Annotated in this window: 28 protein-coding genes; 12 read left to right on the forward strand and 16 right to left on the reverse strand. The window is 67.1% G+C overall.

The window, feature by feature from the left end; translation table 11 throughout:
• Positions 1–111: 111 nt before the first annotated feature.
• From CCR84_RS04610 to CCR84_RS04625, 4 genes are all read right to left on the reverse strand, one after another.
• Positions 112–1,044 carry a J domain-containing protein gene (locus CCR84_RS04610; protein ID WP_201210123.1) on the reverse strand — a complete coding sequence of 311 codons (933 nt, stop codon included), beginning with the start codon at positions 1,042–1,044 and terminating at the stop codon, positions 112–114.
• 341 nt (positions 1,045–1,385) lie between these two features.
• A complete protein-coding gene (locus CCR84_RS04615) occupies positions 1,386–2,132 on the reverse strand; it encodes a HesA/MoeB/ThiF family protein (RefSeq protein ID WP_201210125.1) in 747 nt (248 codons plus the stop codon).
• Positions 2,133–2,235: 103 nt separating this feature from the next.
• Positions 2,236–3,630 carry a S41 family peptidase gene (locus CCR84_RS04620; RefSeq protein WP_201210126.1) on the reverse strand — a complete coding sequence of 465 codons (1,395 nt, stop codon included), beginning with the start codon at positions 3,628–3,630 and terminating at the stop codon, positions 2,236–2,238.
• Positions 3,631–3,659: 29 nt separating this feature from the next.
• Positions 3,660–4,979 (reverse strand): murein hydrolase activator EnvC family protein, encoded by a 1,320-nt coding sequence (locus CCR84_RS04625; protein WP_201210127.1) that lies wholly within the window; start codon positions 4,977–4,979, stop codon positions 3,660–3,662.
• Between the two features lie 114 nt (positions 4,980–5,093).
• On the opposite strand from CCR84_RS04625, the gene CCR84_RS04630 reads away from it, so the two are divergent.
• The 7 genes from CCR84_RS04630 (at position 5,094) to gpmI (ending at position 9,986) form a co-directional block, all read left to right on the forward strand.
• Positions 5,094–5,489: an ArsR/SmtB family transcription factor gene (locus CCR84_RS04630; RefSeq protein WP_338052565.1), complete on the forward strand. Its 396-nt coding sequence runs from the start codon at positions 5,094–5,096 to the stop codon at positions 5,487–5,489.
• Between the two features lie 112 nt (positions 5,490–5,601).
• The gene (locus CCR84_RS04635; RefSeq protein WP_201210128.1) at positions 5,602–6,021 is read left to right on the forward strand and encodes a rhodanese-like domain-containing protein; all 420 of its coding nucleotides are present in this window, start codon (positions 5,602–5,604) and stop codon (positions 6,019–6,021) included.
• Positions 6,022–6,047: 26 nt separating this feature from the next.
• On the forward strand, positions 6,048–6,296 hold the full coding sequence (grxC, locus tag CCR84_RS04640) for a glutaredoxin 3 (RefSeq protein WP_201210164.1): 249 nt from the start codon (positions 6,048–6,050) through the stop codon (positions 6,294–6,296).
• A 57-nt stretch (positions 6,297–6,353) separates the two neighbouring features.
• Positions 6,354–6,812, forward strand: coding sequence for a protein-export chaperone SecB (gene secB, locus CCR84_RS04645; RefSeq protein WP_201210129.1), 459 nt, complete (start codon positions 6,354–6,356; stop codon positions 6,810–6,812).
• 24 nt (positions 6,813–6,836) lie between these two features.
• Positions 6,837–7,286: an SH3 domain-containing protein gene (locus CCR84_RS04650; protein ID WP_201210130.1), complete on the forward strand. Its 450-nt coding sequence runs from the start codon at positions 6,837–6,839 to the stop codon at positions 7,284–7,286.
• 19 nt (positions 7,287–7,305) lie between these two features.
• Positions 7,306–8,295 carry an NAD(P)H-dependent glycerol-3-phosphate dehydrogenase gene (locus tag CCR84_RS04655; RefSeq protein ID WP_201210131.1) on the forward strand — a complete coding sequence of 330 codons (990 nt, stop codon included), beginning with the start codon at positions 7,306–7,308 and terminating at the stop codon, positions 8,293–8,295.
• A 38-nt stretch (positions 8,296–8,333) separates the two neighbouring features.
• Positions 8,334–9,986: a 2,3-bisphosphoglycerate-independent phosphoglycerate mutase gene (gene gpmI / locus CCR84_RS04660; protein WP_201210133.1), complete on the forward strand. Its 1,653-nt coding sequence runs from the start codon at positions 8,334–8,336 to the stop codon at positions 9,984–9,986.
• Positions 9,987–10,007: 21 nt separating this feature from the next.
• Here gpmI and CCR84_RS04665 read toward each other — a convergent pair whose 3' ends face one another.
• On the reverse strand, positions 10,008–10,472 hold the full coding sequence (locus tag CCR84_RS04665) for a tRNA (cytidine(34)-2'-O)-methyltransferase (RefSeq protein WP_201210134.1): 465 nt from the start codon (positions 10,470–10,472) through the stop codon (positions 10,008–10,010).
• Positions 10,473–10,733: 261 nt separating this feature from the next.
• Positions 10,734–11,507, reverse strand: coding sequence for a ComF family protein (locus tag CCR84_RS04670; protein WP_338052566.1), 774 nt, complete (start codon positions 11,505–11,507; stop codon positions 10,734–10,736).
• Positions 11,508–11,701: 194 nt separating this feature from the next.
• On the opposite strand from CCR84_RS04670, the gene bioB reads away from it, so the two are divergent.
• Both bioB and bioC read left to right on the forward strand, forming a co-directional pair.
• Positions 11,702–12,625, forward strand: coding sequence for a biotin synthase BioB (gene bioB, locus CCR84_RS04675; protein ID WP_242508544.1), 924 nt, complete (start codon positions 11,702–11,704; stop codon positions 12,623–12,625).
• The gene (gene bioC, locus CCR84_RS04680) at positions 12,622–13,494 is read left to right on the forward strand and encodes a malonyl-ACP O-methyltransferase BioC (protein WP_201210139.1); all 873 of its coding nucleotides are present in this window, start codon (positions 12,622–12,624) and stop codon (positions 13,492–13,494) included. Before bioB ends, bioC begins: the two co-directional genes overlap by 4 nt.
• 702 nt (positions 13,495–14,196) lie before the next feature.
• Here the strand turns inward: bioC and CCR84_RS04685 are convergent.
• Entirely contained in the window at positions 14,197–14,820 is a 624-nt protein-coding gene (locus CCR84_RS04685; RefSeq protein ID WP_201210140.1) for a c-type cytochrome, read from the reverse strand.
• Positions 14,821–14,918: 98 nt separating this feature from the next.
• Between CCR84_RS04685 and yihA the strand changes: the two genes are divergently transcribed.
• Together yihA and hemB are read left to right on the forward strand one after the other, a co-directional pair.
• On the forward strand, positions 14,919–15,635 hold the full coding sequence (gene yihA, locus CCR84_RS04690) for a ribosome biogenesis GTP-binding protein YihA/YsxC (protein ID WP_201210141.1): 717 nt from the start codon (positions 14,919–14,921) through the stop codon (positions 15,633–15,635).
• A 203-nt stretch (positions 15,636–15,838) separates the two neighbouring features.
• Complete coding sequence (gene hemB / locus CCR84_RS04695; protein WP_201210142.1) at positions 15,839–16,861, forward strand: porphobilinogen synthase; 1,023 nt, start codon at positions 15,839–15,841, stop codon at positions 16,859–16,861.
• Between the two features lie 221 nt (positions 16,862–17,082).
• Here the strand turns inward: hemB and CCR84_RS04700 are convergent, their stop codons facing one another.
• The 3 genes from CCR84_RS04700 to argB form a co-directional block, all read right to left on the reverse strand.
• On the reverse strand, positions 17,083–18,192 hold the full coding sequence (locus tag CCR84_RS04700) for an acyltransferase family protein (RefSeq protein ID WP_201210143.1): 1,110 nt from the start codon (positions 18,190–18,192) through the stop codon (positions 17,083–17,085).
• A 252-nt stretch (positions 18,193–18,444) separates the two neighbouring features.
• Complete coding sequence (locus CCR84_RS04705) at positions 18,445–19,116, reverse strand: pyrimidine 5'-nucleotidase (protein ID WP_201210145.1); 672 nt, start codon at positions 19,114–19,116, stop codon at positions 18,445–18,447.
• Between the two features lie 37 nt (positions 19,117–19,153).
• Entirely contained in the window at positions 19,154–20,056 is a 903-nt protein-coding gene (gene argB / locus CCR84_RS04710) for an acetylglutamate kinase (RefSeq protein ID WP_201210146.1), read from the reverse strand.
• A gap of 234 nt (positions 20,057–20,290) precedes the next feature.
• Here argB and CCR84_RS04715 point away from each other — a divergent pair, with 234 nt between their 5' ends.
• Positions 20,291–20,503 carry a cysteine-rich CWC family protein gene (locus CCR84_RS04715; RefSeq protein ID WP_201210147.1) on the forward strand — a complete coding sequence of 71 codons (213 nt, stop codon included), beginning with the start codon at positions 20,291–20,293 and terminating at the stop codon, positions 20,501–20,503.
• Here CCR84_RS04715 and nudB read toward each other — a convergent pair.
• From nudB to CCR84_RS04745, 6 genes are all read right to left on the reverse strand, one after another.
• Entirely contained in the window at positions 20,500–21,447 is a 948-nt protein-coding gene (nudB, locus tag CCR84_RS16765; RefSeq protein ID WP_201210148.1) for a dihydroneopterin triphosphate diphosphatase, read from the reverse strand. The two genes, CCR84_RS04715 and nudB, sit on opposite strands and share 4 nt — an antisense overlap.
• The gene (locus tag CCR84_RS04725; protein ID WP_201210149.1) at positions 21,444–21,905 is read right to left on the reverse strand and encodes a guanyl-specific ribonuclease; all 462 of its coding nucleotides are present in this window, start codon (positions 21,903–21,905) and stop codon (positions 21,444–21,446) included. Before CCR84_RS04725 ends, nudB begins: the two co-directional genes overlap by 4 nt.
• A gap of 136 nt (positions 21,906–22,041) precedes the next feature.
• Positions 22,042–23,850, reverse strand: a complete 1,809-nt coding sequence (gene aspS, locus CCR84_RS04730; RefSeq protein ID WP_201210150.1) for an aspartate--tRNA ligase — start codon at positions 23,848–23,850, stop codon at positions 22,042–22,044.
• A gap of 117 nt (positions 23,851–23,967) precedes the next feature.
• The gene (locus CCR84_RS04735) at positions 23,968–24,618 is read right to left on the reverse strand and encodes a DUF502 domain-containing protein (RefSeq protein WP_207186216.1); all 651 of its coding nucleotides are present in this window, start codon (positions 24,616–24,618) and stop codon (positions 23,968–23,970) included.
• A complete protein-coding gene (locus CCR84_RS04740) occupies positions 24,603–24,983 on the reverse strand; it encodes an FmdB family zinc ribbon protein (RefSeq protein ID WP_420825379.1) in 381 nt (126 codons plus the stop codon). The genes CCR84_RS04735 and CCR84_RS04740 overlap by 16 nt, the downstream gene beginning before the upstream one ends.
• A 4-nt stretch (positions 24,984–24,987) precedes the next feature.
• The gene (locus tag CCR84_RS04745; protein ID WP_201210151.1) at positions 24,988–25,848 is read right to left on the reverse strand and encodes a prepilin peptidase; all 861 of its coding nucleotides are present in this window, start codon (positions 25,846–25,848) and stop codon (positions 24,988–24,990) included.
• Between the last annotated feature and the right edge of the window lie 27 nt (positions 25,849–25,875).

Genomic DNA, 25,875 nt, shown 5'->3' on the forward strand with positions numbered 1-25,875 from the left:
GCGCTGTACTCAAGTTCGGAGAAGGTGGCTTGCATGGTCGGTCACGAGCGTGAGGCAGGGCGTCATTATCTCAAAGAGCGGCTGCCGACGGCAGGCGTCGGCTGGTTTCGATTAAATCAGTGCTTCCTTAGGTACTTTGTACAACGTCATCGTGATATTGCTGAACTGCGTGCCGTTGTATGTAGAAATTTCTTCGAGTGTGAATGCCTCAGAACGGGACAAGCCGCCCGTTCCTAGATCGCGGTAGCGAAGGTCATAGCTCCCGGCGGTGACCTGATTAACCGTGAAGGTGCCGTGGGCAGAGATATAGAAGGTTCTGACTGGGAAAGCATTTGGCCCGTCCAACGAGACAAGTTTAACGAATACATCGGAATCGTTCTGGCTGTTGTCGATGGTGACTGTAGATAAGCCGCTCGAATTTAGACGCTTGTATCCGCGGACATACCCCGGCGAAAGGGGCCACGGCTCGCCATTTGGAGCGGTGGCCGGCCTTACGTATGTAGGGGTTGTGACGGGCGGCGCCGGAGCCGCTACGTATGGTTTGGGGCCGGGGGGCGGTGTCCTGGGCTTGTCATCGAGAATGCCAACGATGACAAGCGCCGCGATGCCATACCAAATCCAGTTTCGTAACACGTGAGCGCGAATGAGCCATGACTTCTTCGCTATGGAAATATTGGGGTCGCGTATGGCGCGGGCGAAGTTCTTCCCGGCCTCATCAGTGGAAGAGCGTGGCTTCGTCGCTTGGCGTAGCTTCTCCTCATCAACCGTAAACGTTCCGCTGCGGCGGGTACGCTGCTGCTGAGATTCCCCACCGATAGCTTCTTCTCTTGCAATCCATTTGTCATGCTCACGACGCTTGTCTGGGTCTGACAAAGTCTCAAATGCCAAGTTGATTATCGCCATGATCTTGTTGGCATTTTTGTCGCCCGGATTCCGGTCTGGATGGTACTTCTGGGAAAGCGACCGATAGGCAGCGCGAATAACTTCCGGCGGCGCATCTCGCGCCACCTTCAGATTCTCGTAATGACTGTGAACCCTGGGCATGGGTAGAGAAGCCTAATGTGAAGTATCCACTAAAGCGGGAAGTGAACATCTTATCCGGCTGACGGATAAGCGGCTAATATGTTCCAAGCTATTGTATATGCTCAGAGTATCCGATAGTGAGTATGCCAGCATGTCGGATAAGCTGTCCACCGTTCCTACCTCGGAACTCCCCGCCTGCTCGACCGCTTGTGCGCTCGCATCCGCGTCAATCATTGGCACCCGCGCGCCGATACGGCCTGCATGCTCCGTGCGCGGCGCTAAATTCTCTTCGGGAAAGCCTGTGGATTTGAAGAAGGGCTTCTTCGTCCGCCCAGGCGCGGACCTTCCTGGTCCGGGGTCTTTCAGCCGCCGCAGACCGCGCAGCCAGGATCTCGCTTGAAGCGTGAAGTGCGCCACTCGAGCCGCAGCGCGTCGTAGCGCAGCAGCTTTCCGGTCGGATCGTCACCGCAGCCGACGATCAGGCGCAGGGCTTCGGCGGCCTGCAGCGAGCCGATGATGCCGGTCAGCGGGGCGAAGACGCCGGTGGTCGCGCAGCGCGGCGGGTCGACTTCCTCGCCTTCGGGGAAGAGGCACTCGTAGCACGGCGCGTCGGCGCGGCGCATATCGAATACGGCGAGTTGGCCGGAGAAGCGGATCGCGGCGCCGGAGACGAGGGGCTTGCGTGCATGCACGCAGGCGCGGTTGATCGCCTGCCGCGTCGTGAAGTTGTCGCAGCAGTCGAGGACGAGGTCGGCGCGGGCGACCTCGGCGGCGAGCGCTTCGCCTTCGAGGCGCGTCTCGATCGTTTCGACGACGACCTCGGGGTTGATCTCGGCGAGTGCGATCTTCGCCGATGCGACCTTGGCCATGCCGACGCGGTCGGCGCGGTGCAGGATCTGCCGTTGCAGGTTGGTCGCGTCGACCGTGTCGCCGTCGGCGATGACGAGCGTGCCGACGCCGGCCGAGGCGAGGTAGAGCGCTGCTGGCGAGCCGAGACCGCCGGCGCCGACGATGAGGACGCGTGCGTCGAGGATGCGTTGTTGTCCCTCGACGCCGATCTCGTCGAGCAGCAGGTGTCGGCTGTAGCGAAGGAGTTCTTCGTCGCGCATGGCCTGGATTCGGAGGGGATGGGCGGGCGGCGGCTGGTCAGAAAAACCGCCCGGTCCTTGCACGGCCGGGCGGTTGGGGTGCTTAGCGGCGGTGCGGCTGCGCTTACTGACGCGTCTGCATGATCTGCAGACCCTTCAGCAGGTTCAGCGCCTGGTTGAGGACGAAGTCCTTCTTCGACGCGAGTTCACGCAGCGGCGATTCGTTCTCGTCGCCGTCGTCCTTGCCGCCGTTCTTGGGCTTGGCCGCCGGCTTGATCGCCTGCGGCTTCGGCTGCTCCTTGGTCGCAGCGCCGTCCTTGTCGTTCGCCAGGTGGCGGTCGAGGTTCGCCTCGCGCAGCCGCTGGTCGTCATTGGCGCTTTCCTCGACCAGGATGTCGGGAACGATCCCCTTGGCCTGGATCGAGCGGCCCGACGGCGTGTAGTAGCGCGCGGTGGTCAGCTTGATCGCGGTCTTGCCGGGCAGCGGCATCACCGTCTGCACCGAGCCCTTGCCGAAGGTCGGCGAGCCGAGGACGATCGCGCGCTTGTGGTCTTGCAGCGCGCCGGCGACGATTTCGGCAGCCGAGGCCGAGCCGCCGTTGACCAGCACCACCATCGGCGTCTTGCGCGCTTCGGCGGGAACGTCGCGGATCGGGTCGTCGCGCGTGCCGCGCAGGTAGTCTTCCGGCGTCGTGAAGAACTGGTGCTTGGCGTCTTCGGTGCGCCCGTCGGTCGAGGTGACCAGCGTCTTTTCCGGCAGGAAGGCGGCGGAGACGCCGACCGCGCCGTTGAGCAGACCGCCCGGGTCGTTGCGCAGGTCGAGCACCAGGCCCTTCAGCGGTCCCTGCTTGTACAGGTCGTTGAGATGCTTGACCAGCGCCGGGACGGTATTTTCCTGGAAGGAGGTGATGCGCAGGTAGCCGAACCCCGGTTCGACCAGCTTGGACTTGACGCTCTGCACCTTGATCACTTCGCGGATCAGCGTGATCTCGATCGGCTTCGATTCGCCCTTGCGGATGATGCCGAGCTTGATCGGCGTCTTCGGCTTGCCGCGCATGCGCTTGACCGCGTCGGTCAGGGTCAGTCCCTTGACCAGCGTGTCGTCGAGCTTGAAGATCAGGTCGCCGCTCTTGATGCCGCCGCGGTCGGCCGGGGTGTCCTCGATCGGCGAAACGACCTTGACCAGCCCGTCCTCCATGCCGACCTCGATGCCGAGACCGCCGAATTCGCCCTGCGTGCCGACCTGCAGTTCCTTGTAGGCGTCCGCGTCGAGGTAGGCCGAGTGCGGGTCGAGGTTGGCGACCATGCCGCTGATCGCGTTGTTGATCAGCGTCTTGTCATCGACCGGCTCGACGTAGCCCTGCTTGATCGCGTTGAATACCTCGGCGAAGGTGCGCAATTCCTCGATCGGCAGACCGGTACGCACGTCCTTGTCGGCGAAGACCGTCAGCGCCAGGCTGACTGCCGCGCCGCCGACAAAACCGGCGGTGATCAACCCGGCCTTTTTCCAATTGCCCATGCCCTGCACTCCAATGTCCTGATGCCCGGTCAGCGGGTGCTGACCCATTTCATCGGGTCGAGCGCCTGCCCCTGCTGGCGAAGCTCGAAGTATAAACCCGATTCCGGTATGCCACCGCTGTCGCCGACGGCGGCGATGGTGTCGCCGCTGCGCACGACGTCGCCGACCTGCTTGAGCAGCGCGTCGTTGTTGCCGTAGATCGACAGATAGCCGTCGCTGTGATCGACGATCAGGAGGTTGCCGAAGCCGCGCATCCAGTCGGCGAAGACGACGCGACCGTTGGCGATCGCGCGTACCGGCGTGCCTGAGGCGGCGCGGATGAACAGTCCCTTCCAGGTGCCGCCCTCGGGCCGGCTGCTGCCGAAGCGGCCGCTGATGACGCCTTTCACCGGCAGTCGCAGATCGCCCTTGAGGCGCGCGAACACGCTGTGCGCCTGCGCTTCCGGCAGCCGCTCGTTGACGACTTCCGGGGCCTGCGGCGTGCGCTCGCGCGCGGGCTTTTCGGGCTTTTCGCGCTTCGGGCGTTCGACCGGGGCGGGCTCGCGCCGCGGTGCCGGGCGCGCGGCGATGATCTTGGTGAGTTGCGCGACCAGTTGGCTCAAGCGGCGTTCATCGCGTTCCTTGGCGCCGATTTCCTTGCGCTGCTGGGCGATGCGCGCCGAGATCTTGTCCAGCGCCTGCTTGCGTTCCGCGCGTCGCTGCACCAGCGACGCGCGCCGTTCCTGCTGCTTGGCTTCGACCGCGCTCAACTCGGCGGCGCGTTCGCGCGTATCGGCGGCGAGCGCCTGTTTCTCCTCGATCGCCTTGCTGATCTGCTGCAGGAGTTCGCTGCGCGCCCGGCCGATGGCGCTGAGATAACGCAGGTCGCGCGCGGTCTGGCTCGGGTCGTCGCCGTTGAGCAAGAGGCGCAGCAGGTCCGGTTCGCCCTGGCGGTACTGGCGGCGGACGAGTTCTTCAAGTTGTTGCTGGTGGCCGGCGAGGCGGCCTTCGAGTTCGCGCGATTGCACCGCCATGCGCGCCATCAGCGCCAGCAGTTCGCCGCGCTGCTCGGCGAGTTCGTGCAGTTCGCGCTGCAGCGCCGAAATCCCGCGCTCGGTGTCCTTCAGCTGGTCGGCGGCGTCGGCACGCGATTCCTCGGCGGCGGCCAGCTGCTTGCGCATCGTCTCGATCTGCTCGCGCATCTCCTTGAGGTCGCTGCGCTTTTCGGCGACTTCGCTGGCCGGTGGCGGGTTCTGGCGTGCGGCCGCGGCGGTTGCTGGCGTGAGCGCGAGCAGGACGCTGCCGACGCAGGTGCAGACGAAGCCGGCGAGCGTGCCGACACGTGCGCGCGGCAGTGCGATCATGTTCATGGCTTCGGGGCGGTCCTGGGGGCGGGGAGAGGGCGGCGGCGCAGCGCTCGCGCGCCGCAGTGAGACGGGAAGGTGGGGCGCAGGGCGCCGTGCCTGCTGCAGCAGGCGAGAGGCATGCCACCGCTCTGCGCACTGCGCGCTAGCGAATTATTTTATAATGGATCGAACCCTTTAACGAGACTTCCCTCAGTGGCCACGCGAATCAATCTGATCGAAAAACAGGAGCATATCGAGCAGGCGGCGCGTGCGCTGAAGTCGATGTCGCACCCGCTGCGCCTGAAGATTCTCTGCGTCATCGGCGATCAGGAGGCTTGTGTGCAGGAGATCGTCGATGCGGTCGGCACGTCGCAGAGCAACATCTCGCAGCATCTGGCGATCCTGCGCGATAAAGGCGTGCTGCTCACCCGCAAGGACGCCAATCGCGTCTATTATCGCGTCGGTGACGCGCGCACCCTGCAACTGATCGGCATGATGCGCGAGGTTTTCTGCGGCATCCCGCAGCACTGCTGAGCGCTGCCCGCCGTCGGTGCGGCGGTCGCAGTCGCCCGGGCAGAGTCCCGCTGCACCGGCCTTGGTCGTTGCGCCCCCTTTCTCCGATTGACCGTTGTTCGTGGAGCTTCGCTTGGAATTCATTCAGCAAAACATCCTTCTCGTCGCCATCGCCGTCACCAGCGGTGTCATGTTGCTGGCGACCTTCATCCGTCGACCCGGTGCCGGCAAGGACGTCACGCCGCAGGAGGCGACCCTGCTCATCAACCGCGAGGACGCGATCATCGTCGATGTGCGCGAGCCCGGCGAATACACCGCCGGCCACCTGCCCGAAGCACGCAACATCCCGCTGGCCAAGCTTGGCGAGCGCCTCGGCGAACTCGAGAAGTTCAAGGAAAAGCCGCTGATCGTCGTCTGCCAGTCGGGCGCACGTTCGGGCGGCGCCTGCGCGCAATTCGCCAAGGCCGGTTTCACCAAGGTGCATAACCTCGCCGGCGGTCAGGCGGCATGGACCGATGCCGGCTTGCCGCTCAAGAAAGGAAACAAGAAGTGAGCGATACCATCACCCGCAAGGTCGTCATGTACGCGACCGCCGTCTGTCCCTACTGCGTGCGTGCCGAACAACTGCTGCGCCAGCGCGGCGTCACCGAGATCGAGAAGGTTCGCGTCGATCTCGATCCCGGGCGGCGCGAGGAGATGCTGGAGCGCAGCGGCGGACGCCGCACCGTTCCGCAGATCTTCATCGGTGACACCCACGTCGGTGGCTGCGACGATCTTGTCGCCCTCGACCGCGCCGGCGGCCTGCTGCCGCTGCTGGCCGGGAACTGAGTCCGGCCCTCACCCCTTGTCCTTTCTTCTGATCAACCCCCAGCGAGAGTCCCCACCATGAGCGAACAGGAAGCCCCGGTTTTTTCGATCGAGAAGCTGTACGTCAAGGATCTGTCGGTCGAAGTGCCGCACGCGCCCGCGATCTTTCTTGAGCAGAATGCGCCGGAAATCACCATCCAGATGCAGAGCGGCGCCGAGGCGCTCAACGAGGAAGTGTTCGAGGTGGTGCTGACGGTGACCGCCACCGCGCGCATCGGCGAGCAGACGGCCTTTCTGGTCGAGGCCGCCCAGGCCGGCATCTTCCGCGTGCGCAACGTCCCGCAGGAAGACATGAATCCGCTGCTGTCGATCGGCTGCCCGAACATCCTCTTCCCCTACGTTCGCGAAGTGATCTCCGACGCGGTGATCCGCGCCGGTTTCGCGCCGGTGATCCTGCAGCCCGTGAACTTCGAGACGCTCTACTTCCAGCGTCTGGAGCAGGAGCGCGCCGCGGCCGCCGCGCAGACGCCCCAGTAAGCTGCTCCGCCGGGGATCGCGACCATGACACTGCGCGGGTTCATCGCTCTCGGCGCGGCCATGCTCGCCGCGAGCACGGCGCTGCCGGCGCTGGCGCTGGAATTTCGCAGCGTCGACACGCCGGCGATCCTCTACGACGCACCATCGATGAATGGGAAGCGTCTGTTCGTGGTCCGGCGTGGGACGCCGGTCGAGATCGTCGTCAGCATCGAAGGCTGGGCCAAGGTGCGCGATGCCGAGGGCGGGCTGGCGTGGATCGAAAAGAAGCACCTCGTCCAGCGGCGCACGCTGATCGTCAGCGCGCCGCGGGCGACGATCCGGCAGGCCGCGCAGGAGTCGGCAGCGCTGGCCTTCGAGGCCGACAAGGGCGTCTGGCTCGAACTGGTCGAGGCCGTGCCGGGAGGCTGGGCGAAAGTCCGCCACGCCGATGGCCAGACCGGTTTCGTCCGCGCCAACCAGGTCTGGGGTCTGTAATCAGGGAAGCTTGCAGCACATGAAAATTACCGTCGTTTCCGCCGGCGCCTGGGGGACCGCGCTGGCCGCCGCATTCTGCGGCCGGCATCAGGTCACCCTGTGGGCGCGCGAAGCCGATGTCGTCGGCGACATGCGTGACCTGCGCGAGAATCGCCGTTTCCTGCCGGGGCACCGGCTGCCCGACGCGCTGGCGATCGAAGGCGATCTGGCGGCTGCCGTGCGCGGCGCCGAGCTGTTGCTTGTCGCCGCGCCGCTGGCCGGCCTGCGCAGCACCCTGCTGGCGCTGCGCCAGCTCGGCTCGACCGTTCCGCTGGTCTGGGTGTGCAAGGGGCTCGAGGGCAGCAGCGGCAAGTTGCCGCACCGTGTCGTCGCCGAGGAAATGGGCGAGGATTTCCCCTGCGCCGCGCTGTCGGGGCCGAGCTTCGCCGAGGAAGTCGCGCAGGGATTGCCGACCGCGGTGACCCTGGCTTCGCGCGACATCGAGTTCGCCCGGCGCATCGCGCGCGAACTGCACCTGCCGCGCCTGCGCGTCTATGCCAGCGACGATCTCGTCGGCGTCGAGGTCGGTGGCGCCGTCAAGAACGTGATGGCCATCGCCGCCGGCATCTGCGACGGACTCGGCTTCGGCCACAACGCGCGCGCCGCGCTGATCACGCGCGGGCTTGCCGAGATCGCCCGCTTCGGCCTCGCCCTCGGCGGCCGCCAGCAGACTTTCATGGGGCTGGCCGGGATGGGCGACCTGATGCTCACCTGTACCGGCGACCTGTCGCGCAACCGCCGCGTCGGCCTGGCGCTGGCGCAGGGGCACACGCTCGAACAGATCCTCGCCGACCTCGGCCACGTCGCCGAAGGCGTTGGCACCGCGCGCGAAGTCGCCCGCCGTGCGCGCGAGCTCGGCATCGACATGCCGATCACGCAGGCGGTCGACGCGATCCTGCACCACGGCGTGGCCGCGGCGACGGCCGTCGAGCAACTGCTGCAGCGCGATCCGAAGGACGAAGTGCTCTGAGCGCGCCCCATTCTCCAATCAGTCAACGCGGACACATCATGCTGAACAAGCTCTCCAACTTCCCGGGCGTGCCCGGACCGGTCGTGACCATCGTTCTCGACGGTTACGGAATCGCTGCCAACGACGCCGCCAGCGCGATCGCCGCGGCGCGCAAGCCGACGCTGGACCGCCTGTTCGCCGAATGCCCGCACGTCGTCCTGCGCGCGCATGGCACCGCGGTCGGCATGCCCTCCGACGACGACATGGGCAACTCCGAAGTCGGCCACAACGCGCTCGGCGCCGGCCAGGTCTACAGCCAGGGCGCGGCGCTTGTTGCCAACGCGATCGCCGACGGCAGCATCTGGCAGGGCGAGGCATGGCGGCAGGTCGTCGCTGCGGCCTTGCACGGCAACGGCAGCCAGCCGGGGACTCTGCATTTCATCGGCCTCTTCTCCGACGGCAACGTGCATAGCCACATCGACCACCTGCGCGCGCTGATCGTCCAGGCCAAGGCCGAAGGCGTGCGCCGCGTGCGCGTGCATGTGCTGCTCGACGGCCGCGATGTGCCCGAGACCAGCGCGCTCGACTACCTCGTCCCCTTCGAGGCCTTCCTCAAGGAGGTCAGCAGCGATGGCTTCGACGCGCGCATCGCCTCGGGCGGCGGCCGCCAGAACATCACCATGGATCGCTACGACGCCAACTGGCCGATGGTCGAGAAGGGCTGGCGCACGCACGTGCTCGGCGAGGGGCCGCAGTTCGCCGACGCCGTCGCCGCGGTCGAGGGCCTGCGTGCCCAGAATCCGGGAACGATCGACCAGGACCTGCCGCCCTTCGTCATCGCCGAGGATGGTCGTCCGCTCGGCACCATCGAGGACGGTGACGCGGTCGTCTTCTTCAATTTCCGCGGCGACCGCGCGATCGAGATCACGCGCGCCTTCGAAGAGTCCGATTTCGCCCAGTTCGACCGTGTCCGCGTTCCTCATGTGACCTACGCCGGCATGCTGCAGTACGACGGTGACCTGCAACTGCCCAAGCGCTTCCTGGTGCCGCCGCCGGCGATCGCCAACACCATGGGCGAGTGGTTCAGCAAGAGCGGCATCGCCCAGTTCGCCTGCTCGGAGACGCAGAAATTCGGCCACGTCACCTATTTCTGGAACGGCAACCGCTCGGGCAAGTTCGCCGGCGAGACCTGGCAGGAAGTGCCGAGCGACGTCGTCCCCTTCGAGCAGCGGCCGTGGATGAAGGCCGCCGAGATCGCCGACGCGATGATCGCCGCGCTCGCCTCGGGCCAGTACCGCACGCTGCGCTGCAACTTCGCCAACGGCGACATGGTCGGCCACACCGGCAACTTCCGCGCGGCGACGATGGCGATCGAGGCCGTTGACCTCGCGCTCTCCCGGCTGCTGCCGGCGATCGCCGCGGCCGGCGGCGTCGCGCTGATCACCGCCGACCACGGCAACGCCGACGAGATGTTCGAACTCGACAAGAAGACCAAGCAGCCGGCCACCAACAAGGACGGCAGCTTCAAGGCGAAGACCGCGCACACCTTGAACCCGGTGCCGCTGATCCTCTACGACAAGGTCAGCGGCGGCCGCCTGGGCCTCAAGCAAGTGCCGGGGGCGGGGCTGTCGAACATCGCCGCGACCACCGCCAACCTGCTCGGCTTCGAGGCGCACGCCTGCTGGGACGAGAGCCTGCTGGAAGTCAACTGAACGAAAATGGGGCAGCAGGATTCATCCTGCCCCCATGAAGTCGTGCTGCCGCCAGGCTTCGAAGACGGTGACGGCGACGGCGTTGGAGAGGTTGAGGCTGCGCTGACCGGGGCGCATCGGCAGGCGTAGCCGCCGCTCGGGCGGGAACTCGGCCATCACCTCGTCCGGCAGGCCGCTGCTTTCGCGGCCGAAGAGGAACGCGTCGTCCGCCTGGAAGCGGGTCCGGTCGGGGCGTTCGCCGCCCTTGGTGCTGAGCACGAACAGGCGCCGCCCGGCCAGTGCCTGCCTGGCTGCCGCCCAGTCGGGGTGGCGGAAGACGCGCGCGAACTCGTGATAGTCGAGCCCGGCGCGCTTCAGTTGCTTATCCTCCCAGCGGAAACCCAGCGGTTCGACGAGATGGAGCTCGGCGCCGGTATTGGCGCACAGGCGGATGACGTTGCCGGTATTCGGCGGAATCTCGGGCTGATAGAGGACGACGGCAAACATTTTCTCGGGGGCAGGGATGAGTAGGGACCGCGCCAGCCGCGGTCAGCGCGCAGGATAGCCAGCCTTGCCGGAAAACGCGAAATTTTCCGCGGCTGGTGATGATCCTCGACGCCTCTTTTCAGCCACGAAAAACACGAAAGCCACGAAATGGGGGCAGCCGTTTGGGGTTCGACCCATCGGAGAGGTCTTCTCGGCGTCAAGCCGTGTCGACGAGTTCGTGTTTTTTCGTGTATTTCTTGGCCGGCAGTCTTTCCGGGACGATCACCCGGCGACCGGGCCGCGATCGCCGGGCAGGCTGGCTCCGGGATCTGCCGTCGGCGGCAGGGCGCGTGCGACGACCAACGCGGTGACGCTGGCCGCGCCGTGCAGCTTGAGCGTGCGCGCACACTCGTCGAGCGAGGCGCCGGTGGTCATCACGTCGTCGACGAGCACGACCTTCAGTCCGGACAGGTCACGGACGCAGTGGAAGGCATTCTTCATGTTGTGTGCGCGCTCGCGCCACGGCAGCGTCGCCTGGATCGAGGTCGGCCGCTGGCGCCGGCAGACGCTCGCGTCGAGCGGCCAGCCGCGCGCCCGCGCGACCACCTTCGCCAGTTCCAGTGCCTGGTTGAAGCCGCGCTCGCGCAATCTCGCCGCGTGCAGCGGCAAGGGGACGACCAGGTCGGCTTCAAGCTGCGCCGCCTTACACGCCAGTTCGCGGCCGAACCAGGCGCCCGGCGCCAGCCGGTGCTCGTACTTGAAGGCGTGGATCAGCACGTCCACCGGGAAGGCGTAGGGATGCAGCGCGAGGGTCGCGTCGAAGTGCGGCGGGTGCGCGAGACAGCGCCCGCAACGCTCGCCGGCGGGCGTCGGCAAGGCGCACTGCGGGCAGCAGGCCGCCGGCAGCAGTGGCAGTTCGGCGCTGCAGGCCGGGCACAGCGGAGCGTTGCCGCTGCCGGCGCCGCAGAGCAGGCAGTCCTCGGCGAGCAGCGCGTCGAGCAGTCGCCGCGCCTGCGCCAGCGTTTGGGGCAGTCCCCGGTGCGTTCCTTCGTGCACTCGAATCCTCCCATCGCCACCCGGAAATCGATGATAATGCGCGGCTCTCCGGCTTGTGGCCGGGGCCTTTTTCCGGCGCATCCCGCGGCCGGATCCTTCGTCAGAATGATGCCATGAACGACCTTGCTCCCGCCGCCGCGCTCGCGGCCGACCTTGTCCTTGCCTCGGCGGACGACACGACCCCGTCGCAAACCATGAGCACCGCCGAGATCGAGGCGCTCTTCGAACTGCCGCTGATGGACCTGCTGTTCCGCGCGCACAGCGTGCATCGCGCGAACTTCAACCCGAACGACATTCAACGCTCGGCGCTGCTTTCGGTCAAGACCGGCGGCTGCGGCGAAAACTGCGGCTACTGCTCGCAGTCGGCGCACCACGAGGGCGAGACCAAGCGCGAAGCACTGCTCTCGGTCGACGAAGTCGTCGCCGCGGCGAGCGCCGCCAAGGAGCAGGGCGCTTCGCGCTTCTGCATGGGCGCCGCCTGGCGCTCGCCGAAGGACAAGGACCTGGAGAAGGTCGCCGAGATGGTCAGCGCGGTCAAGGCGCTCGGACTGGAAACCTGCGTCACCCTGGGCATGCTCAAGGAGGGCCAGGCCGAGGCCCTGAAGGAAGCCGGTCTCGACTACTACAACCACAACCTCGACACCTCGGCCGAGCATTACATCAAGATCGTCAGCACGCACCAGCAGAGCGACCGCGTCGAGACGCTCGGCCGCGTGCGCGGTGCCGGCCTCAAGGTCTGTTCGGGCGGCATCGTCGGCATGGGCGAATCTCGCCGCGACCGTGCCGCGCTGCTCGCGCAACTGGCGGCGATGGCGCCGCAGCCCGAGTCGGTGCCGATCAACCATCTGCAGCCGATCCCGGGAACGCCGCTGGCCGACGCGCCGGCGATCGACGTGTTCGAGTTCGTGCGCACCATCGCCGCCGCGCGCATCGCGATGCCGAAGAGCTTCGTCCGCCTCTCGGCCGGCCGTCAGGGCATGTCCGACGAGTTGCAGGCGATGTGCTTCTTCGCCGGCGCCAACTCGATCTTCTACGGCGAGCGTCTGCTGACCACCGACAACGCCGACGCCGAGCGCGACCAGGCGCTGTTCGCCCGGATCGGACTGTCCGCGATTTGAGTTCCGCCGCGATCGACCGGCGGCGCGTGCAGCAGAACTTCACGCGCGCCGCCGCCGGCTACGAGGACTTCGCCATCGCCCAGCGCGAGATCGCGCGGCGCATGTTCGAGCGCCTCGATCCGGTCCGCCTCGACCCCGCGCGCATCCTCGACCTCGGCTGCGGCACCGGCGCCAGCCTCGCCGCGCTGCACGAGCGCTATCCGCGCGCCCAGTTGATCGGCGCCGACCTGACGCCGGCGATGCTCGACCGGGCGCGGCGCGCGCAGACGCGCCACGCCTGGCTGCTGCCCTTCCTGCGCCGCGCGCGCGCCTCCCTGCTCGCCGCCGACGCCTCGGCCTTGCCGCTGGCGAGGGGATCGGTCGGCTTCGTCTGGTCGAACCTGATGCTGCACTGGCTCGACGACCCGCGCCCGGCGTTCGCCGAGGCGCACCGCGTCCTCGAGAACGGCGGCCTGCTGCAGTTCTCGACCTTCGGCCCCGACACGCTGAAGGAACTGCGCGCGGCCTGCGCCGGGCTGCCGGGCCATGCGGATTCGCATACCCATCGCTTCATCGACATGCACGACCTGGGCGACATGCTCGTCGCCGCCGGCTTCGCCGACCCGGTGCTCGACATGGAGGTGCTGACGCTGACCTATGCGTCGACCGAGGACTTGCTGCGCGACCTGCGCGCCGGCGGCGGCTGCGCCCTGCGCGGGCGCCAGCGCGGCCTCTCTTCCCGCGCTGCCGGCGAGCGTTTCGTCGCCGCCTGCGAACGCCTGCGCCAGGACGGCAGGCTGCCCGCCACCCTCGAAGTGATCTACGGCCACGCCTGGCGCGCCGAGCCGAAACAGACCGCTGACGGCCGCGCGATCATCAAGTTCCGCTGACGCTATACCTGACTTGAAACTCCGGCTTTCGCGTCGAGTTGCGCTGCGCCAACGATCATGGCGAGTCGTGCCATTCCTGAGCATGAAACGCAGCCATTTGCTGCAGTCATTGCGAGGCGCGTAGCGCCGTGGCAATCCAGTGCGCTCTTCCAGTTGTGCGGCCTCGAGCAGCCCGCACTGGATCGCCACGCCCTGCGGGCTCGCGATGACGCGCTGTTGGTCGCGACGGCTTCCGCAGATCAGGTCGGCTGATGGCTAACGAAATTGTTCCACGATAACCCGACCTGAAACACAGCCATTCGCTTCAGCGCCGTCATTGCGAGGCGCGTAGCGCCGTGGCAATCCAGTTCGTTCTTCTGTCTCCTCGCCCTTTCCAGCTATCTACGGGCGACGCGATATCAGCCCCACGCACTGGATCGCCACGCCCTTCGGGCTCGCGATGACGGGCTGTTGCTCCGGGCAGCGTCTTTGCTTCGTCCCTTCGCAGTTTCAAGGTAACGCTCATGGCGACGTTCCTCCCCCCATGGCATGAAACGCGCTCTTTCGCGGCTACCGCTGCTCCCACGAAAAACGCTCACGGCACCGACCTGTCGTGGGAGGGCCGGCAGGCCCGAATGAATTCTTGCTGCCTTGCGGCGACGAGCAGCAATGAAAAAGGGCGGCCGAAGCCGCCCTATCTGGGTGCCGATTGACTTGGCCGCATTACTTGACGCTGGCCATGTAGTCGGCGACTGCACGCATCTGCTCGTCGGAGAGCTTGGCAGCAATCATGCGCATCATCTTGGCCGGGTCGTTGGCGCGTTCGCCGCTGCGGAAGATCGTCAGCTGCGCTTGCGTGTAATCGGGATGCTGTCCAGCCAGGCGCGGGAACATCGCGGGCAGGCCGGCGCCGGTCGGGCCGTGACAGCCGGAGCAGGCGGGAACGCCGCGCTCGAAGTCGCCGCGTTGCCAGAGCTTCTTGCCTTGGGCGACGACCGCTTCGTCACGCGGGGCGACGGCAACGGTGCGCGGCTGCTGGCTGAAGTAGACGCCGAGGCTCTTCATGTCCTCGTCGCTGAGCGTGGCCGACATGCCGAACATGATCGGGTTGTTGCGGACCATGGTCTTGAAGTTGCCGAGCTGCTTGGTGATGTAGTCAGCGCCTTGTCCGGCGAGGATCGGATAGGCCGGGATCACGCTGTTGCCGTCTGCTCCGTGGCAGGCGACGCAGACGTTGCTGGCAATCTCCTTGGCTTTCGCCAGATCGACAGCTGGCTTGGCGGCTTCGTTGGCGAAGGCCGGAATGCTGGCGGCGAGGAGAACCGCGAGCGCCGTGGTACGGATCATGTCCAAACTCCTATTGACGGACCAGAGGCCAGAGAAGGGATTCAATAAAGCTGGTATTCTATAACACTTTGCTTTCCGGGCGAACCGCTCCATTCATCATGCCCCTCTTCCAGAAGGCGGTCTTCCATACGACCGTCGCCCGCCTCAGCGACCTGCCGATCGATTCCGTCGGCGAGATCGCCTTCGCCGGACGCTCCAATGCCGGCAAGTCCTCGGCGATCAACACGCTCGCCAACCATTCGCGGCTGGCCTTCGTCTCGAAGACGCCGGGGCGCACGCAGCATCTCAATTTCTTCAGCCTCGACGAGGGGCGTTACCTCGTCGATCTGCCCGGCTACGGTTTCGCCAAGGCGCCGGGCGAGATCCGCGAGCAGTGGGACGGCCTGCTTGCGCCTTATCTGCGCTTTCGCAGCACGCTCCTCGGCATGGTGCTGATCGTCGATAGCCGCCATCTCCTGACCGAACTCGACGAGCAGATGCTCGACTGGTTCGCGCCGACCGGCAAGCCGGTGCACATCCTGCTCAGCAAGTCGGACAAGTTGACGCGCAACGAGCAGGCGCGCGCGATGAGCGGGATGCAGGAGTGCCTGCGCCGGATCGGCGACGCGGACTTCGCCGGACGGTGCACGGTGCAGCTCTTCTCGAGCCTGAAGAAGGAAGGCGTCGATACCGCGGAAGCGGTGCTCGGCGGCTGGTTCGGACTCGAACCGGTCCCGGCAAAAGCGCCGCCGCCGGCGCCGCGCACCGAAAAGAAGGCGCGTCCGCGCAAGCGCTCGGCACAGGGCTGGAGCGCGCGCACCGGAAGCAGCCGCTGACACCCTAGACAAAAAAACCCCCGGCAGGAGACCGACCGGGGGCGAAGGAGCCTTAAGGGCCTTAAGGCACCCGCTCAGGGAGGTAAAGCGGGAGACGGCGCGAGCCATCTGCCGCTTGAGAGCATGGGTGTGCGAAGAAAGTTCCGGCAAGCTGCCAATCCGGCTGCCGGCGTGTTCAACCCAGGTAAATGACAGGTCGATCGATGACTACGAATATCCCGAATGGAAGTTTTCCCGCAACCCGCATGCGCCGCATGCGCCGCGACGATTTCTCGCGCCGGCTGATGCGCGAGTCGGTGCTCACCGCCGACGATTTCATCTATCCCGTTTTCGTCCTCGACGGCGAGAAGCGCGTCGAGAAGGTCGCCTCGATGCCCGGCGTCGAGCGGCAGAGCCTCGACCTCCTCCTGAAGACCGCCGAGCGCGCGCTGAAGCTCGGCGTCCCGGCGCTGGCGCTGTTCCCGGTGATCGACGCCCAGTACAAGACGCTGGGCGCCGAGGAGGCATGGAATCCCGACGGCCTCGTTCCGCGCGTCGTCGCGACGCTGAAGAAGGAGTTTCCCGAACTCGGCGTCATCACCGACGTCGCGCTCGATCCCTACACCAGCCACGGCCAGGACGGGCTGATCGACCCCGCCGACCCGCGTGGCTACGTGCTCAACGACGAGACGCTCGAAGCGCTGGCCAAGCAGGCGCTTACGCACGCGCGCGCTGGCGCCGACGTGGTCGCGCCGTCGGACATGATGGACGGCCGCGTCGCGCGCATCCGCGCCGAACTCGACGGCGACCGGCAGATCTACACGCGCATCCTCGCCTACTCGGCGAAGTACGCGTCCTCGTTCTACGGCCCGTTCCGCGATGCGGTCGGTTCGGCCGGCAACCTCGGCAAGGGCAACAAGTACACCTACCAGATGGACCCGGCCAACACCGACGAGGCGCTGCGCGAAGTCGCGCTCGACCTGGCCGAAGGTGCCGACATGGTCATGGTCAAGCCGGGCATGCCGTATCTCGACATCGTCCGTCGCGTCAAGGACGAGTTCAAGGTGCCGACCTACGCCTATCAGGTCAGCGGCGAATACGCGATGCTGAAGGCCGCCGCGCAGAACGGCTGGCTCGACGAGAAGGCGGTCGTGCTCGAAGCGCTGCTCTCGTTCAAGCGCGCCGGCTGCGACGGCATCCTCACCTACTTCGCGCTCGACGCGGCGGAGTGGCTGAAGGGCGCCTGATCGCCACCAGAACAGGAAAACGCCCTGTGCGCGGCAGCGCGCACGGGGCGTTTTTTCGTTCACCCTGACCGGCGGAGGGCAAGCTCCAGCCCGGAAGGACATTGATTCGGGCCTGACGGCCCTCCGACGACAGCTTGTTACGGAAGTGCTTTTCGTGGGAGCGGCGGCAGCCGCGAATGGGCGCGTTTCACGGCCTTGCCTGTCGGAGCAGGCGATGATCGTCAGCGGCTGATGAGGCGCCAGCCGGCGGAGAAGGGCTGGACGATGCGTGCCTGCCACTCGCGCGTGCGGTTCTCGACGAGGTTGAAGAACGCCGCGCCGGCGAGGTTGCAGGCGATCCAGCAGGCGAGCATTCCCCAGGCGCCGGCCACCGGGTCGGCGTAGCCGAAGTGGGCGAACGCCGAGTTGCAGACCAGGATCACCGGGAAGTTGAGCAGGAAGACCGAGTACGAGATCTTGCCGAAGTAGCCGGCGAGCGCGCCGCCGATGCCGCCGAGCGGCCAGTTCTCGATGCTGCCGCTGCGCCGGGCGAGACCGAGCGCCAGCGCGACGGCGAGTGCGACCTCGATGCGCGAGCGGAAATCGACGAGCAGCGCGCCGACGACGAGGAGCGCCAGCGCGCCGAGCCAGAGCAGTGCCCTGGGACGCGCCGACGCCCACCAGGTGAGCGCACCGAGCCCGTAGGCGCCGAAGAAGTAGAGTCCCCAGTCGTCCCAGCCGGCGTCGCGGTTGAAGAAGTAGAGCGAGGCGCAGACGAGTGCGAGCACCAGCGCGGCGCCGATCCGCGCGGCGCTGGCCTGCCGCCCGGCGACCTGCTGCGCCAGCCAGAGCAGCCCGAGCAGCAGCAGGAATAGCTGGAAGTCGATGGCGACGTACCAGACGCCGCCCGACAGCGAGTCGATGTCGAGGATGCCGTGCAGCAGCAGCGCGTGCGCGAGGAACTGGAGCACGGCCGGCGCTGCGGGGATCGAGTCGTGAGTCATCCAGGCGCGCGCGATCGCCGAGCAGACGATGGCGATGCCGATCGCCGCGAGGTAGGGAATCACGAGCTTCAGGTAGCGGCGGCCGACCAGCGACAGCGGCGTGCTGCTGCGCAGGATGCCTTCGGGGGCGAGGCTGCGCGCGGCGAGGAAGCCACCGACGACGAGGAAGAGCTGCACCGCGATGCGCGCGTAGTCGGACAGCCACTCGATCAGTGCGGGCGCGAGTTCGTGCGCGAAGTCCGACATCGGCCCGTAGAACGCGAGGTGATGCAGCACGATCAGTTGCGAGCCGACGGCCTTGAGCAAGTCGATGAAGGGAAAGCGTTCGCCGATCTTCTGCGCGCTCATCGCGAACACTCCTGCGGCGCGATCAAGCGCTCGGGGCGGCGGAACTGGGGTAAGTGGGTGGAACGGGTTGGTGCGGGAGCGACCGGCGCTGCGGCTGCCCGCCCTGAAGCTGGGATCGACATCGATGAGGCTGCGCTACGCGCAGGCGGCGAAAGGCGCGCATTGTACTCCTCTCGCCGGCCGGGAGACCGTGCCCGCGCGCCAAGGCGCTGCGCACACCGTCGCCGTGCCGCGAAGCCCCGGCCGTGTGCCTCAGGCCGCCCGCCCGGCCGCCCGCCGCGGCAGCTCGAGCGCCGAGCGGACGAGGACGTCGACCTGGGGGGGGCGGCGCAGGCTCCGGCTCACCCACACGGTCTTCATGCCGAGCCGTTTGGCCGCGGCGAGGTTGGCCGCGGTGTCCTCGACCATGATGCAGCGGCGCGGCTCGAGCTGTTCGCGGGCGAGCAGCGTGCGGAACGCGGCCAGCGCCGGCTTCGGCTGGTAATGCAGCTGCTCGATCGCGTACAGGCGGTCGAAGCAGTCGGCGACGCCGGCAAGCCGGAGCACCGCTTCGGCATAGACGCGCGGCGCGTTGGAAAAGACGATCTTGCGCCCCGGCAGCCGGCAGAGCGCTGCGCGCAGTCCGGGTTCGACGACGAGCATGGCGCGCAGGTCGGGAAAGTCGTGCGTGCTGGCCAGGAAGTGATCCGGATCGACGCCGTGGTGCCGCACCAGCCCGAGCAGGGTCGCGCCGTAGCGCTGCCAGTACGCCTGGCGCAGCTGGCAGGCACCGGCCTCGTCGAGCGCGAGCAGGTCGCGGATGTAGCCGGTCATCGCCCGGTTGATGTGCGGGAAGATGTGTGCGCTGGCGTCGTGCAGGGTGTTGTCGAGGTCGAACAGCCAGGTGCGCGGCCCGCAGCGCTGGATCGCGGTCGCTGCGGGCATCTTCAGGTCGTCAGGCTGGATCGGGATGAAGCGCCGCTCAGTGCGAGCGGATCATCGTGCCGACGCCGTGGTCGGTGAGGATTTCCAGCAGCAGCGCGTGCTCGACGCGGCCGTCGATGATGTGCACGCTCTTGACGCCGTTGCGCGCGGCGTCGAGCGCCGAGCCGATCTTCGGCAGCATGCCGCCGGAGAGCGAGCCGTCGGCGACCATCGCGTCGATCTGCTGCGGCGTGATGCCGGTGATCAGCTCGCCGTTCTGGTCGAGCACGCCCGCGGTGTTGGTCAGCAGGACGAGCTTCTCGGCCTTCAGCACCTCGGCGATCTTGCCGGCGACGACGTCGGCGTTGATGTTGTAGGTCTCGCCCTCCTTGCCGACGCCGATCGGCGCGATCACCGGGATGAAGCCGCCTTCCTTCAAGTGGCGCAGCAGCGACGGGTCGACGTGCGTGATGTCGCCGACCTGGCCGACGTCGATCATGTCGTCGGGCTTCTCGCGGTCGGCGAGCAGCAGCTTCTTGGCGCGGATCAGCTGGCCGTCCTTGCCGGTGAGGCCGACGGCGCGACCACCCGCGTGGTTGATCAGGTTGACCACGTCCTTGTTCACGTGGCCGCCGAGCACCATCTCGACGATCTCCATCGTCTCGGCGTCGGTGACGCGCATGCCCTGGATGAACTCACCCTTCTTGCCGATGCGGCCGAGCATGTTCTCGATCTGCGGACCGCCGCCATGGACGACGACGACGTTCATGCCGACCAGCGAAAGCAGGACGACGTCGCGCGCGAAGCACTGCTTGAGATGCTCGTCGGTCATCGCGTTGCCGCCGTACTTGACGACGATCGTCTTGCCGTGGAAGCGCTGGATGTAGGGAAGCGCCTCGGCGAGGATGGCGGCTTCGGTGGCGGGCGAAAGGTTCTGCAGTGCGGCGGCGCAGTCGGTCATGGCGGTCATCCCGTAAAAGACGCAGTGAAAGACGCCGGATTCTAACCGGCGACGTGCCTTTCCGTCTTGCTCGTCACCGCTTGCAGCAGCCTCGTCTCCGCGCCTGGCACGCCGGCGCGCAAGACTCCTGAAGTTTCCGTGCCGGTATCTTGCCCGCAACAGGCGGAATCGAGGCAGAATGGAAGCCGTGGGCGAAGTGCTGCCTACCCCGACTCACTCACCGGAGATTGGATCATGGACGAAGCCAAGAGCGGCGCTGCGGCCAAGGGCGCGCAGGAGCATCACTGCATCGCCTGCGGACGCGCATTCAGTTGTGGCCTTGACGCCGGCACCGGCAAGTGCTGGTGCATGGACGAGCCGACGCGCATCGCGATGCCGACGACCCCGGACGCCGAGTGCTACTGTCCGGAGTGCCTGGAAGCAAGGTTGCCGCCCGCCGCTGCCTAGGCGCCGACGCGCTGCGGCAGCATCAGGATCGCGTCGCGGTTGCTCCACGAGAAGCATTCGGCCGCTGCCTGCTGCCAGGGCAGCCAGCGGCTGGACAGGTGCTCGTCCGGGGCGACCGTGACCGGGCAGACCACCGGCAGTTCGAGCGAGAAGACGTGCTCGTCGTTGTGCGTCACTCCGGGCGGGTAGCGGTGTCGCCACTCGGCGAAGATCTCGAAGCGGTTGGTCATCTGCCAGTCGCGCAGGATGCCCTTGGCCACGTCGATCCCGGTTTCCTCGAACACCTCGCGGCGCGCGGTTTCCACGGGCAGTTCGCCTTCCTCCAGGCTGCCGGTGACCGACTGCCAGTAGCCCGGGTGCGAGGCGCGTTCGAGCAGCAGGACCTGCAGGTCGGCGGTGTGGATCACCACCAGCACCGAAACCGGCTTCTTCAGCGGCTTCGGCGCGGCGCTCGTTGGCGCCGCAGCCGGTTTTCGTTCGCCGGTGGCGAGGAAGATCCACAGCGGTGAGCTGTCGCCCGCACGCTCGGCGCTGACCGCTTCGAGCACTTCGAGCAGGGTCGCCGCCCCTTCCGGGTCGGCAGCGTCGAACTGCTCGATGCCGCGCAGCAGGACGACGGCGCCGCTGGCTACGGCGAATTCGCCGAGGCAGTCGTTGAGCGCGTCGAAGTTTTCACCGTACCAGTCGGGGAAGGCGAGCGCGCGGCCGATTTCCCTCAGCGCAGCCTCGGTACTGCTCGCCGCCGCGAGATCGATCTCGGCGCCGACGAGGCCACGCGCGCGCGCAGCCTCGCGCAGGGTTGGCCAGTCGTCGCCGGGCAGGCGCAGGATGCCTGCCGCTCCAGGGCGGGAGAGGAGGTCGGCGAAGCCGGCGCGCAGCGTCGACGCGGTCAGTGACGCGGGCTGCGCCGAGGTGTCGGCTGGGGCAGTGGTCTTCTCGGTCATGGGCGGATCCGTCGGAAAGTCCGGTAGTGGTCTTCGCTGTAGTAGTACTCGCCGGAACGCGTGTAGTCGTCGCCGCTGCCGGCGACGATGCGCCGCGGGCCACGGTCGCGCGCGCCCGGCGTCGGCACCGTGAACTCGCGGTAGTAGCCGCGCGGCTGCAGCGGCAGGCGTTTCTCGAAGTTGCCGAAGACGCTGCCGTCCTTGCGCGGATAGGGGAAAGGTCCGCCGTTGCGGATCAGCCTGAGCGTCTCGACCGCCTCGCGCGGCAACTCGTCGAGCGCGATGCTGGCGATCGGCGCGGCGGCGCGCGTCGCCGCGTCATCGCCACGTGCCTGTGCCGGAGCGATGGCGATGAAGCTGGCGAGCAGGCCGGCGAGTGCGAGTTTCAGCGTCGGCGACAAGGCGCCGAGCAGGTGATGGCGCAGCGCGAGCAGCGCGCGCAGGCAGGCAGGGCGCATCGGGTGACTTCCTTGCGAAGGGCTCGGCGTTTCAGGTGCAGCCTTGCGGGTCCGCTGCGCGCCTGGTGCGTGGGACCCGTGCAGCCTGCACGGAGTCCGGCGCGGCCGGGAACTTCCCGCCGCGCCGGGCGCGTGATCAGCCGGCGTCGGCCGGCGTCTCGATCTTCTGCCGCAGGCGGATGTGCAGTTCGCGCAACTGCTTCTCGTCGACGGTCGAGGGCGCGTTGGTGAGCAGGCACTGCGCGCGCTGCGTCTTCGGGAAGGCGATCACGTCGCGGATCGACTCGGCGCCGGTCATCATGGTGACGATGCGGTCGAGGCCGAAGGCGAGGCCGCCGTGCGGCGGCGCGCCGTACTTGAGCGCGTCGAGCAGGAAGCCGAACTTGGCCTGCGCTTCTTCCTCGTCGATGCCGAGCGCGGCGAAGACCTTCTCCTGCACGTCGGCGCGGTGGATACGCACCGAGCCACCGCCGAGTTCCCAGCCGTTCAGGGCGAGATCGTAGGCCTTGGCCAGGCACTTGCCCGGGTCGCTGACGAGCAGGTCGAGGTGTTCGTCCTTCGGGCTGGTGAACGGGTGGTGGCAGGCTGCCCAGCGCTTGTTTTCCTCGTCGTACTCGAACATCGGGAAGTCCACGACCCACAGCGGCTCCCAGGCCTTGCCGTTGACGTAGCCCTTCTCGTGGCCGAGCTTGACGCGCAGGGCGCCGAGCGCGTCGTTGACCACCTTGGCCTTGTCGGCGCCGAAGAAGATCAAGTCGCCCGACTGCGCGCCGGTGCGTTCGATGATCGCACGCAGCGCGGTCTCGTGCAGGTTCTTGACGATCGGCGACTGCAGGCCGCTCTCGTTCGGCTGGCTGGCGTCGTTGACCTTGATGTAGGCGAGGCCACGCGCGCCGTAGATGCCGACGAACTTGGTGTATTCGTCGATCTCGCCACGCGTCAGAGCGGTGGCACCAGCGGCACCGCCAGGGACGCGCAGCGCGGCGACGCGGCCGCCCTCGCTGTTGGCGACACCGGCGAAGACCTTGAAGGCGACGTCGCGGACGAGATCGGTGACTTCGGTCAGTTCGAGCGTCACGCGCAGGTCGGGCTTGTCCGAGCCGTAGCGCTGCATCGCTTCGGCGTAGCTCATGCGCGGGAAGGGATCGGGGAGGTCGACGTCGATCGCCTGCTTGAACACCGTGCGGATCAGCTTCTCCATCAGTGCGGTGATCTCTTCCTCGCTCATGAACGAGGTCTCGATATCGACCTGAGTGAATTCGGGCTGGCGGTCGGCGCGCAGGTCCTCGTCGCGGAAGCACTTGACGATCTGGTAGTAGCGGTCGAAGCCGGCGACCATCAGCAGCTGCTTGAACAGCTGCGGCGACTGCGGCAGCGCGAAGAAGTGTCCGGCATGGACACGTGACGGCACCAGGTAGTCGCGCGCGCCTTCGGGCGTGCTCTTGGTCAGCATCGGCGTTTCGATGTCGATGAAGCCGGCGTCGTCGAGGAAGCGGCGGAACGCGCGCGCGACCTTGTAGCGCAGCTGCAGGTTCTTCTGCATCTGCGGACGGCGCAGGTCGATGACGCGGTTGGTCAGGCGCACGTTCTCCGACAGGTTCTCGTCGTCGAGCTGGAACGGCGGCGTCACCGAGGCGTTGAGCACTTCGATGTCGAGGCAGAGGACCTCGATCTCGCCCGAGGCGAGGTTGGCGTTCTGCGTTCCGGTCGGGCGCGGACGGACGCGGCCAGTGATCTTCAGGCAGTACTCGTTGCGCAGCGATTCGGCGATCGCGAACATCTCGGGGCGATCCGGATCGCAGACGATCTGCGCCAGGCCTTCACGGTCGCGCAGGTCGAGGAAGATGACGCCTCCGTGGTCACGTCGCCGGTGCACCCAGCCGCAAAGCGTGACCTCCTGGCCGTTGAGACTGGAGTCGAGTTGTCCGCAGTAATGAGTTCTCATGGTGTGTTCGGCGTTGTGTCTTGGCAGTGAGCGCCGGGAGGGCGCGGGAGTCTTTGAAAGCGTTGAAAGGGTTGGCGGCGCGGGCGTCAGCAGCGGCCCGCGGCGGTAGCCGAGGCTTCAGGCGGCGGGCTCGTCGAGGATGGGCCGCGTCGTCTTGCGCTTGCGCGGCGGCGGGGCGACGACGCCCATCGAGATGATGTATTTCAGGGCCTCGTCGACGCTCATGTCGAGCTCGACCACGTCGGCCTGGCGCATCATCAGGAAGAAGCCGGAGGTCGGGTTGGGGGTCGTCGGCACATAGACGCTGACCCAGTCGCCGGTGAGGTGGTTGGCCACGTCGCCGCCGGGCTGTCCGGTCTGGAAGGCGATGGTCCACGAGCCCTCGCGCGGGTACTGGACGAGCAAGGCCTTGCGGAAGGCCTGGCCGCTCGACGAGAACAGCGTGTCGGAAACCTGCTTGACGCTGTTATAGACGGAATTGACGACCGGGATGCGTGCGAGCAGACGCTCCCACCATTCGACGATTTTCTGGCCGACGAAGTTGGCGGTGACGAGGCCGGTGAGAAAGATCACCCCGAGCGTCACCACGGCGCCGGCGCCGGGGATGTCGAAGCCGAACAGCGTGTGCGGATGGACCGCCGCCGGCAGCAACTGCAGCGACTGGTCCATCGTCGAGATGATCAGGGAGAGCACCCAGGCGGTGATCGCCAGGGGCACCCAGATCAGGAGACCGGTGATGAAGTAGCGTTTGATCAATTGGCCGCGCATGCACAGGATCCGGAACCGCCCGCGCAGGGCGGCAACTCGGCGGGAGCCTTCGCGGCCGGCTTGCTGGCGCAGCCCTTGAAGTCGGTTTCGTACCAGCCGCTGCCTTTCAGCTGGAAGCCGGCGGCGGTCAGGGTGCGGGCGTAGGCAGCGCTGCCGCAGGACGGGCAGGCGTCGATATGCGGATCGCTCAGCTTTTGCAGGTGATCCTTCTCGAAACCGCAGGAATCGCAGCGATACGGATAAATCGGCATGGTGTCCTCCAAATGGGGCGGATTATAACTGAACGGGGCCGCACCTCGTGCTGCCGGGCGGCTGCCTGTGGGCGTGCACATGGTGGTGGCGGCCCGGCTTTCAAGAGCCGTCATCGGCCTACAAGCTGCGCAGCCATACCTGGATCACGTCCTGGCCCCAGAACAGCGTGAGCAGCCCGGCGCCGGCCAGATAGGGGCCGAACGGGATCGGCGTCTCGCGCTTGTGACTGGCAAATACCATCAGTGCGATGCCGACCAGCGCGCCGACCAGCGAGGAGGCCAGCATGATCAGCGGCAGGGCGATCCAGCCGAACCAGGCGCCGAGGGCGGCAAGCAGCTTGAAGTCGCCGAAGCCCATCCCTTCCTTGCCGGTGGCGAGTTTGAACAGCCAATACACCGACCACAGCGAGAGGTAGCCCGCGGCGGCACCGATCACCGCCGAGCGCAGGTCGGTGAAGCCGCCGGCGATGTTGAACAGCAGTCCGGCCCAGAGCAGCGGCAGCGTGATCGAATCGGGCAGGAACTGCGTGTCGAGGTCGATGAAGGCGAGCGCGAGCAGGCACCAGATCAGCAGCATGGCCGCGGCCGCGTGCCAGCCGGGACCGAAGTGCAGCGCGGCGAGCAGCGACAGGATCGCGCTGGCCGCCTCGACCAGCGGGTAGCGCGGCGAGATCGGCCGCTGGCACGACGAGCAGCGCCCGCGCAGCAACAGCCAGCTGATGATCGGGATGTTTTCCAGCGCGCCGATGCGGTGGCCGCAATGCGGGCAGCGCGAGCGCGGGCGCACGAGGTCGAAGGGCTCGTGCTCGGGCAGCGGCTCGCCGCGCAATTCGGCGCACTGTAGCTGCCACTCGCGCTCCATCATCTGCGGCAGCCGGTGGATCACCACGTTCAGGAAACTGCCGACGACGAGCCCGAGCAGGCCACAGAGCACCGCGAAGGCGGTCGGGTCGGCGAGCAGCGCGAGGTCGAAATTCATCGGGGCACCCTGGCAGAACGGAGGGGC

This window comes from Rhodocyclus purpureus (assembly GCF_016653115.1).
Taxonomy (GTDB): Bacteria; Pseudomonadota; Gammaproteobacteria; order Burkholderiales; family Rhodocyclaceae; genus Rhodocyclus; species Rhodocyclus purpureus.

Coding starts and splice junctions, on each gene's coding strand:
- CCR84_RS04665 (WP_201210134.1), bottom strand. CDS start 10,472: ATGTTTGCCGTCGTCCTCTATCAGCCCGAGATTCCGCCGAATACCGGC.
- CCR84_RS04740 (WP_420825379.1), bottom strand. CDS start 24,983: ATGACGGCTCTTGAAAGCCGGGCCGCCACCACCATGTGCACGCCCACA.
- nudB (WP_201210148.1), bottom strand. CDS start 21,447: ATGACCGAGAAGACCACTGCCCCAGCCGACACCTCGGCGCAGCCCGCG.
- secB (WP_201210129.1), top strand. CDS start 6,354: ATGAGCGAACAGGAAGCCCCGGTTTTTTCGATCGAGAAGCTGTACGTC.
- bioB (WP_242508544.1), top strand. CDS start 11,702: ATGAGCACCGCCGAGATCGAGGCGCTCTTCGAACTGCCGCTGATGGAC.
- CCR84_RS04735 (WP_207186216.1), bottom strand. CDS start 24,618: ATGCGCGGCCAATTGATCAAACGCTACTTCATCACCGGTCTCCTGATC.
- CCR84_RS04630 (WP_338052565.1), top strand. CDS start 5,094: ATGCCACCGCTCTGCGCACTGCGCGCTAGCGAATTATTTTATAATGGA.
- argB (WP_201210146.1), bottom strand. CDS start 20,056: ATGACCGACTGCGCCGCCGCACTGCAGAACCTTTCGCCCGCCACCGAA.
- CCR84_RS04705 (WP_201210145.1), bottom strand. CDS start 19,116: ATGCCCGCAGCGACCGCGATCCAGCGCTGCGGGCCGCGCACCTGGCTG.
- gpmI (WP_201210133.1), top strand. CDS start 8,334: ATGCTGAACAAGCTCTCCAACTTCCCGGGCGTGCCCGGACCGGTCGTG.
- CCR84_RS04625 (WP_201210127.1), bottom strand. CDS start 4,979: ATGAACATGATCGCACTGCCGCGCGCACGTGTCGGCACGCTCGCCGGC.
- grxC (WP_201210164.1), top strand. CDS start 6,048: ATGTACGCGACCGCCGTCTGTCCCTACTGCGTGCGTGCCGAACAACTG.
- CCR84_RS04715 (WP_201210147.1), top strand. CDS start 20,291: ATGGACGAAGCCAAGAGCGGCGCTGCGGCCAAGGGCGCGCAGGAGCAT.
- CCR84_RS04725 (WP_201210149.1), bottom strand. CDS start 21,905: ATGCGCCCTGCCTGCCTGCGCGCGCTGCTCGCGCTGCGCCATCACCTG.
- CCR84_RS04615 (WP_201210125.1), bottom strand. CDS start 2,132: ATGCGCGACGAAGAACTCCTTCGCTACAGCCGACACCTGCTGCTCGAC.
- CCR84_RS04650 (WP_201210130.1), top strand. CDS start 6,837: ATGACACTGCGCGGGTTCATCGCTCTCGGCGCGGCCATGCTCGCCGCG.
- CCR84_RS04745 (WP_201210151.1), bottom strand. CDS start 25,848: ATGAATTTCGACCTCGCGCTGCTCGCCGACCCGACCGCCTTCGCGGTG.
- CCR84_RS04610 (WP_201210123.1), bottom strand. CDS start 1,044: ATGCCCAGGGTTCACAGTCATTACGAGAATCTGAAGGTGGCGCGAGAT.
- CCR84_RS04685 (WP_201210140.1), bottom strand. CDS start 14,820: ATGATCCGTACCACGGCGCTCGCGGTTCTCCTCGCCGCCAGCATTCCG.
- CCR84_RS04655 (WP_201210131.1), top strand. CDS start 7,306: ATGAAAATTACCGTCGTTTCCGCCGGCGCCTGGGGGACCGCGCTGGCC.
- CCR84_RS04620 (WP_201210126.1), bottom strand. CDS start 3,630: ATGGGCAATTGGAAAAAGGCCGGGTTGATCACCGCCGGTTTTGTCGGC.
- yihA (WP_201210141.1), top strand. CDS start 14,919: ATGCCCCTCTTCCAGAAGGCGGTCTTCCATACGACCGTCGCCCGCCTC.
- aspS (WP_201210150.1), bottom strand. CDS start 23,850: ATGAGAACTCATTACTGCGGACAACTCGACTCCAGTCTCAACGGCCAG.
- CCR84_RS04700 (WP_201210143.1), bottom strand. CDS start 18,192: ATGAGCGCGCAGAAGATCGGCGAACGCTTTCCCTTCATCGACTTGCTC.
- hemB (WP_201210142.1), top strand. CDS start 15,839: ATGACTACGAATATCCCGAATGGAAGTTTTCCCGCAACCCGCATGCGC.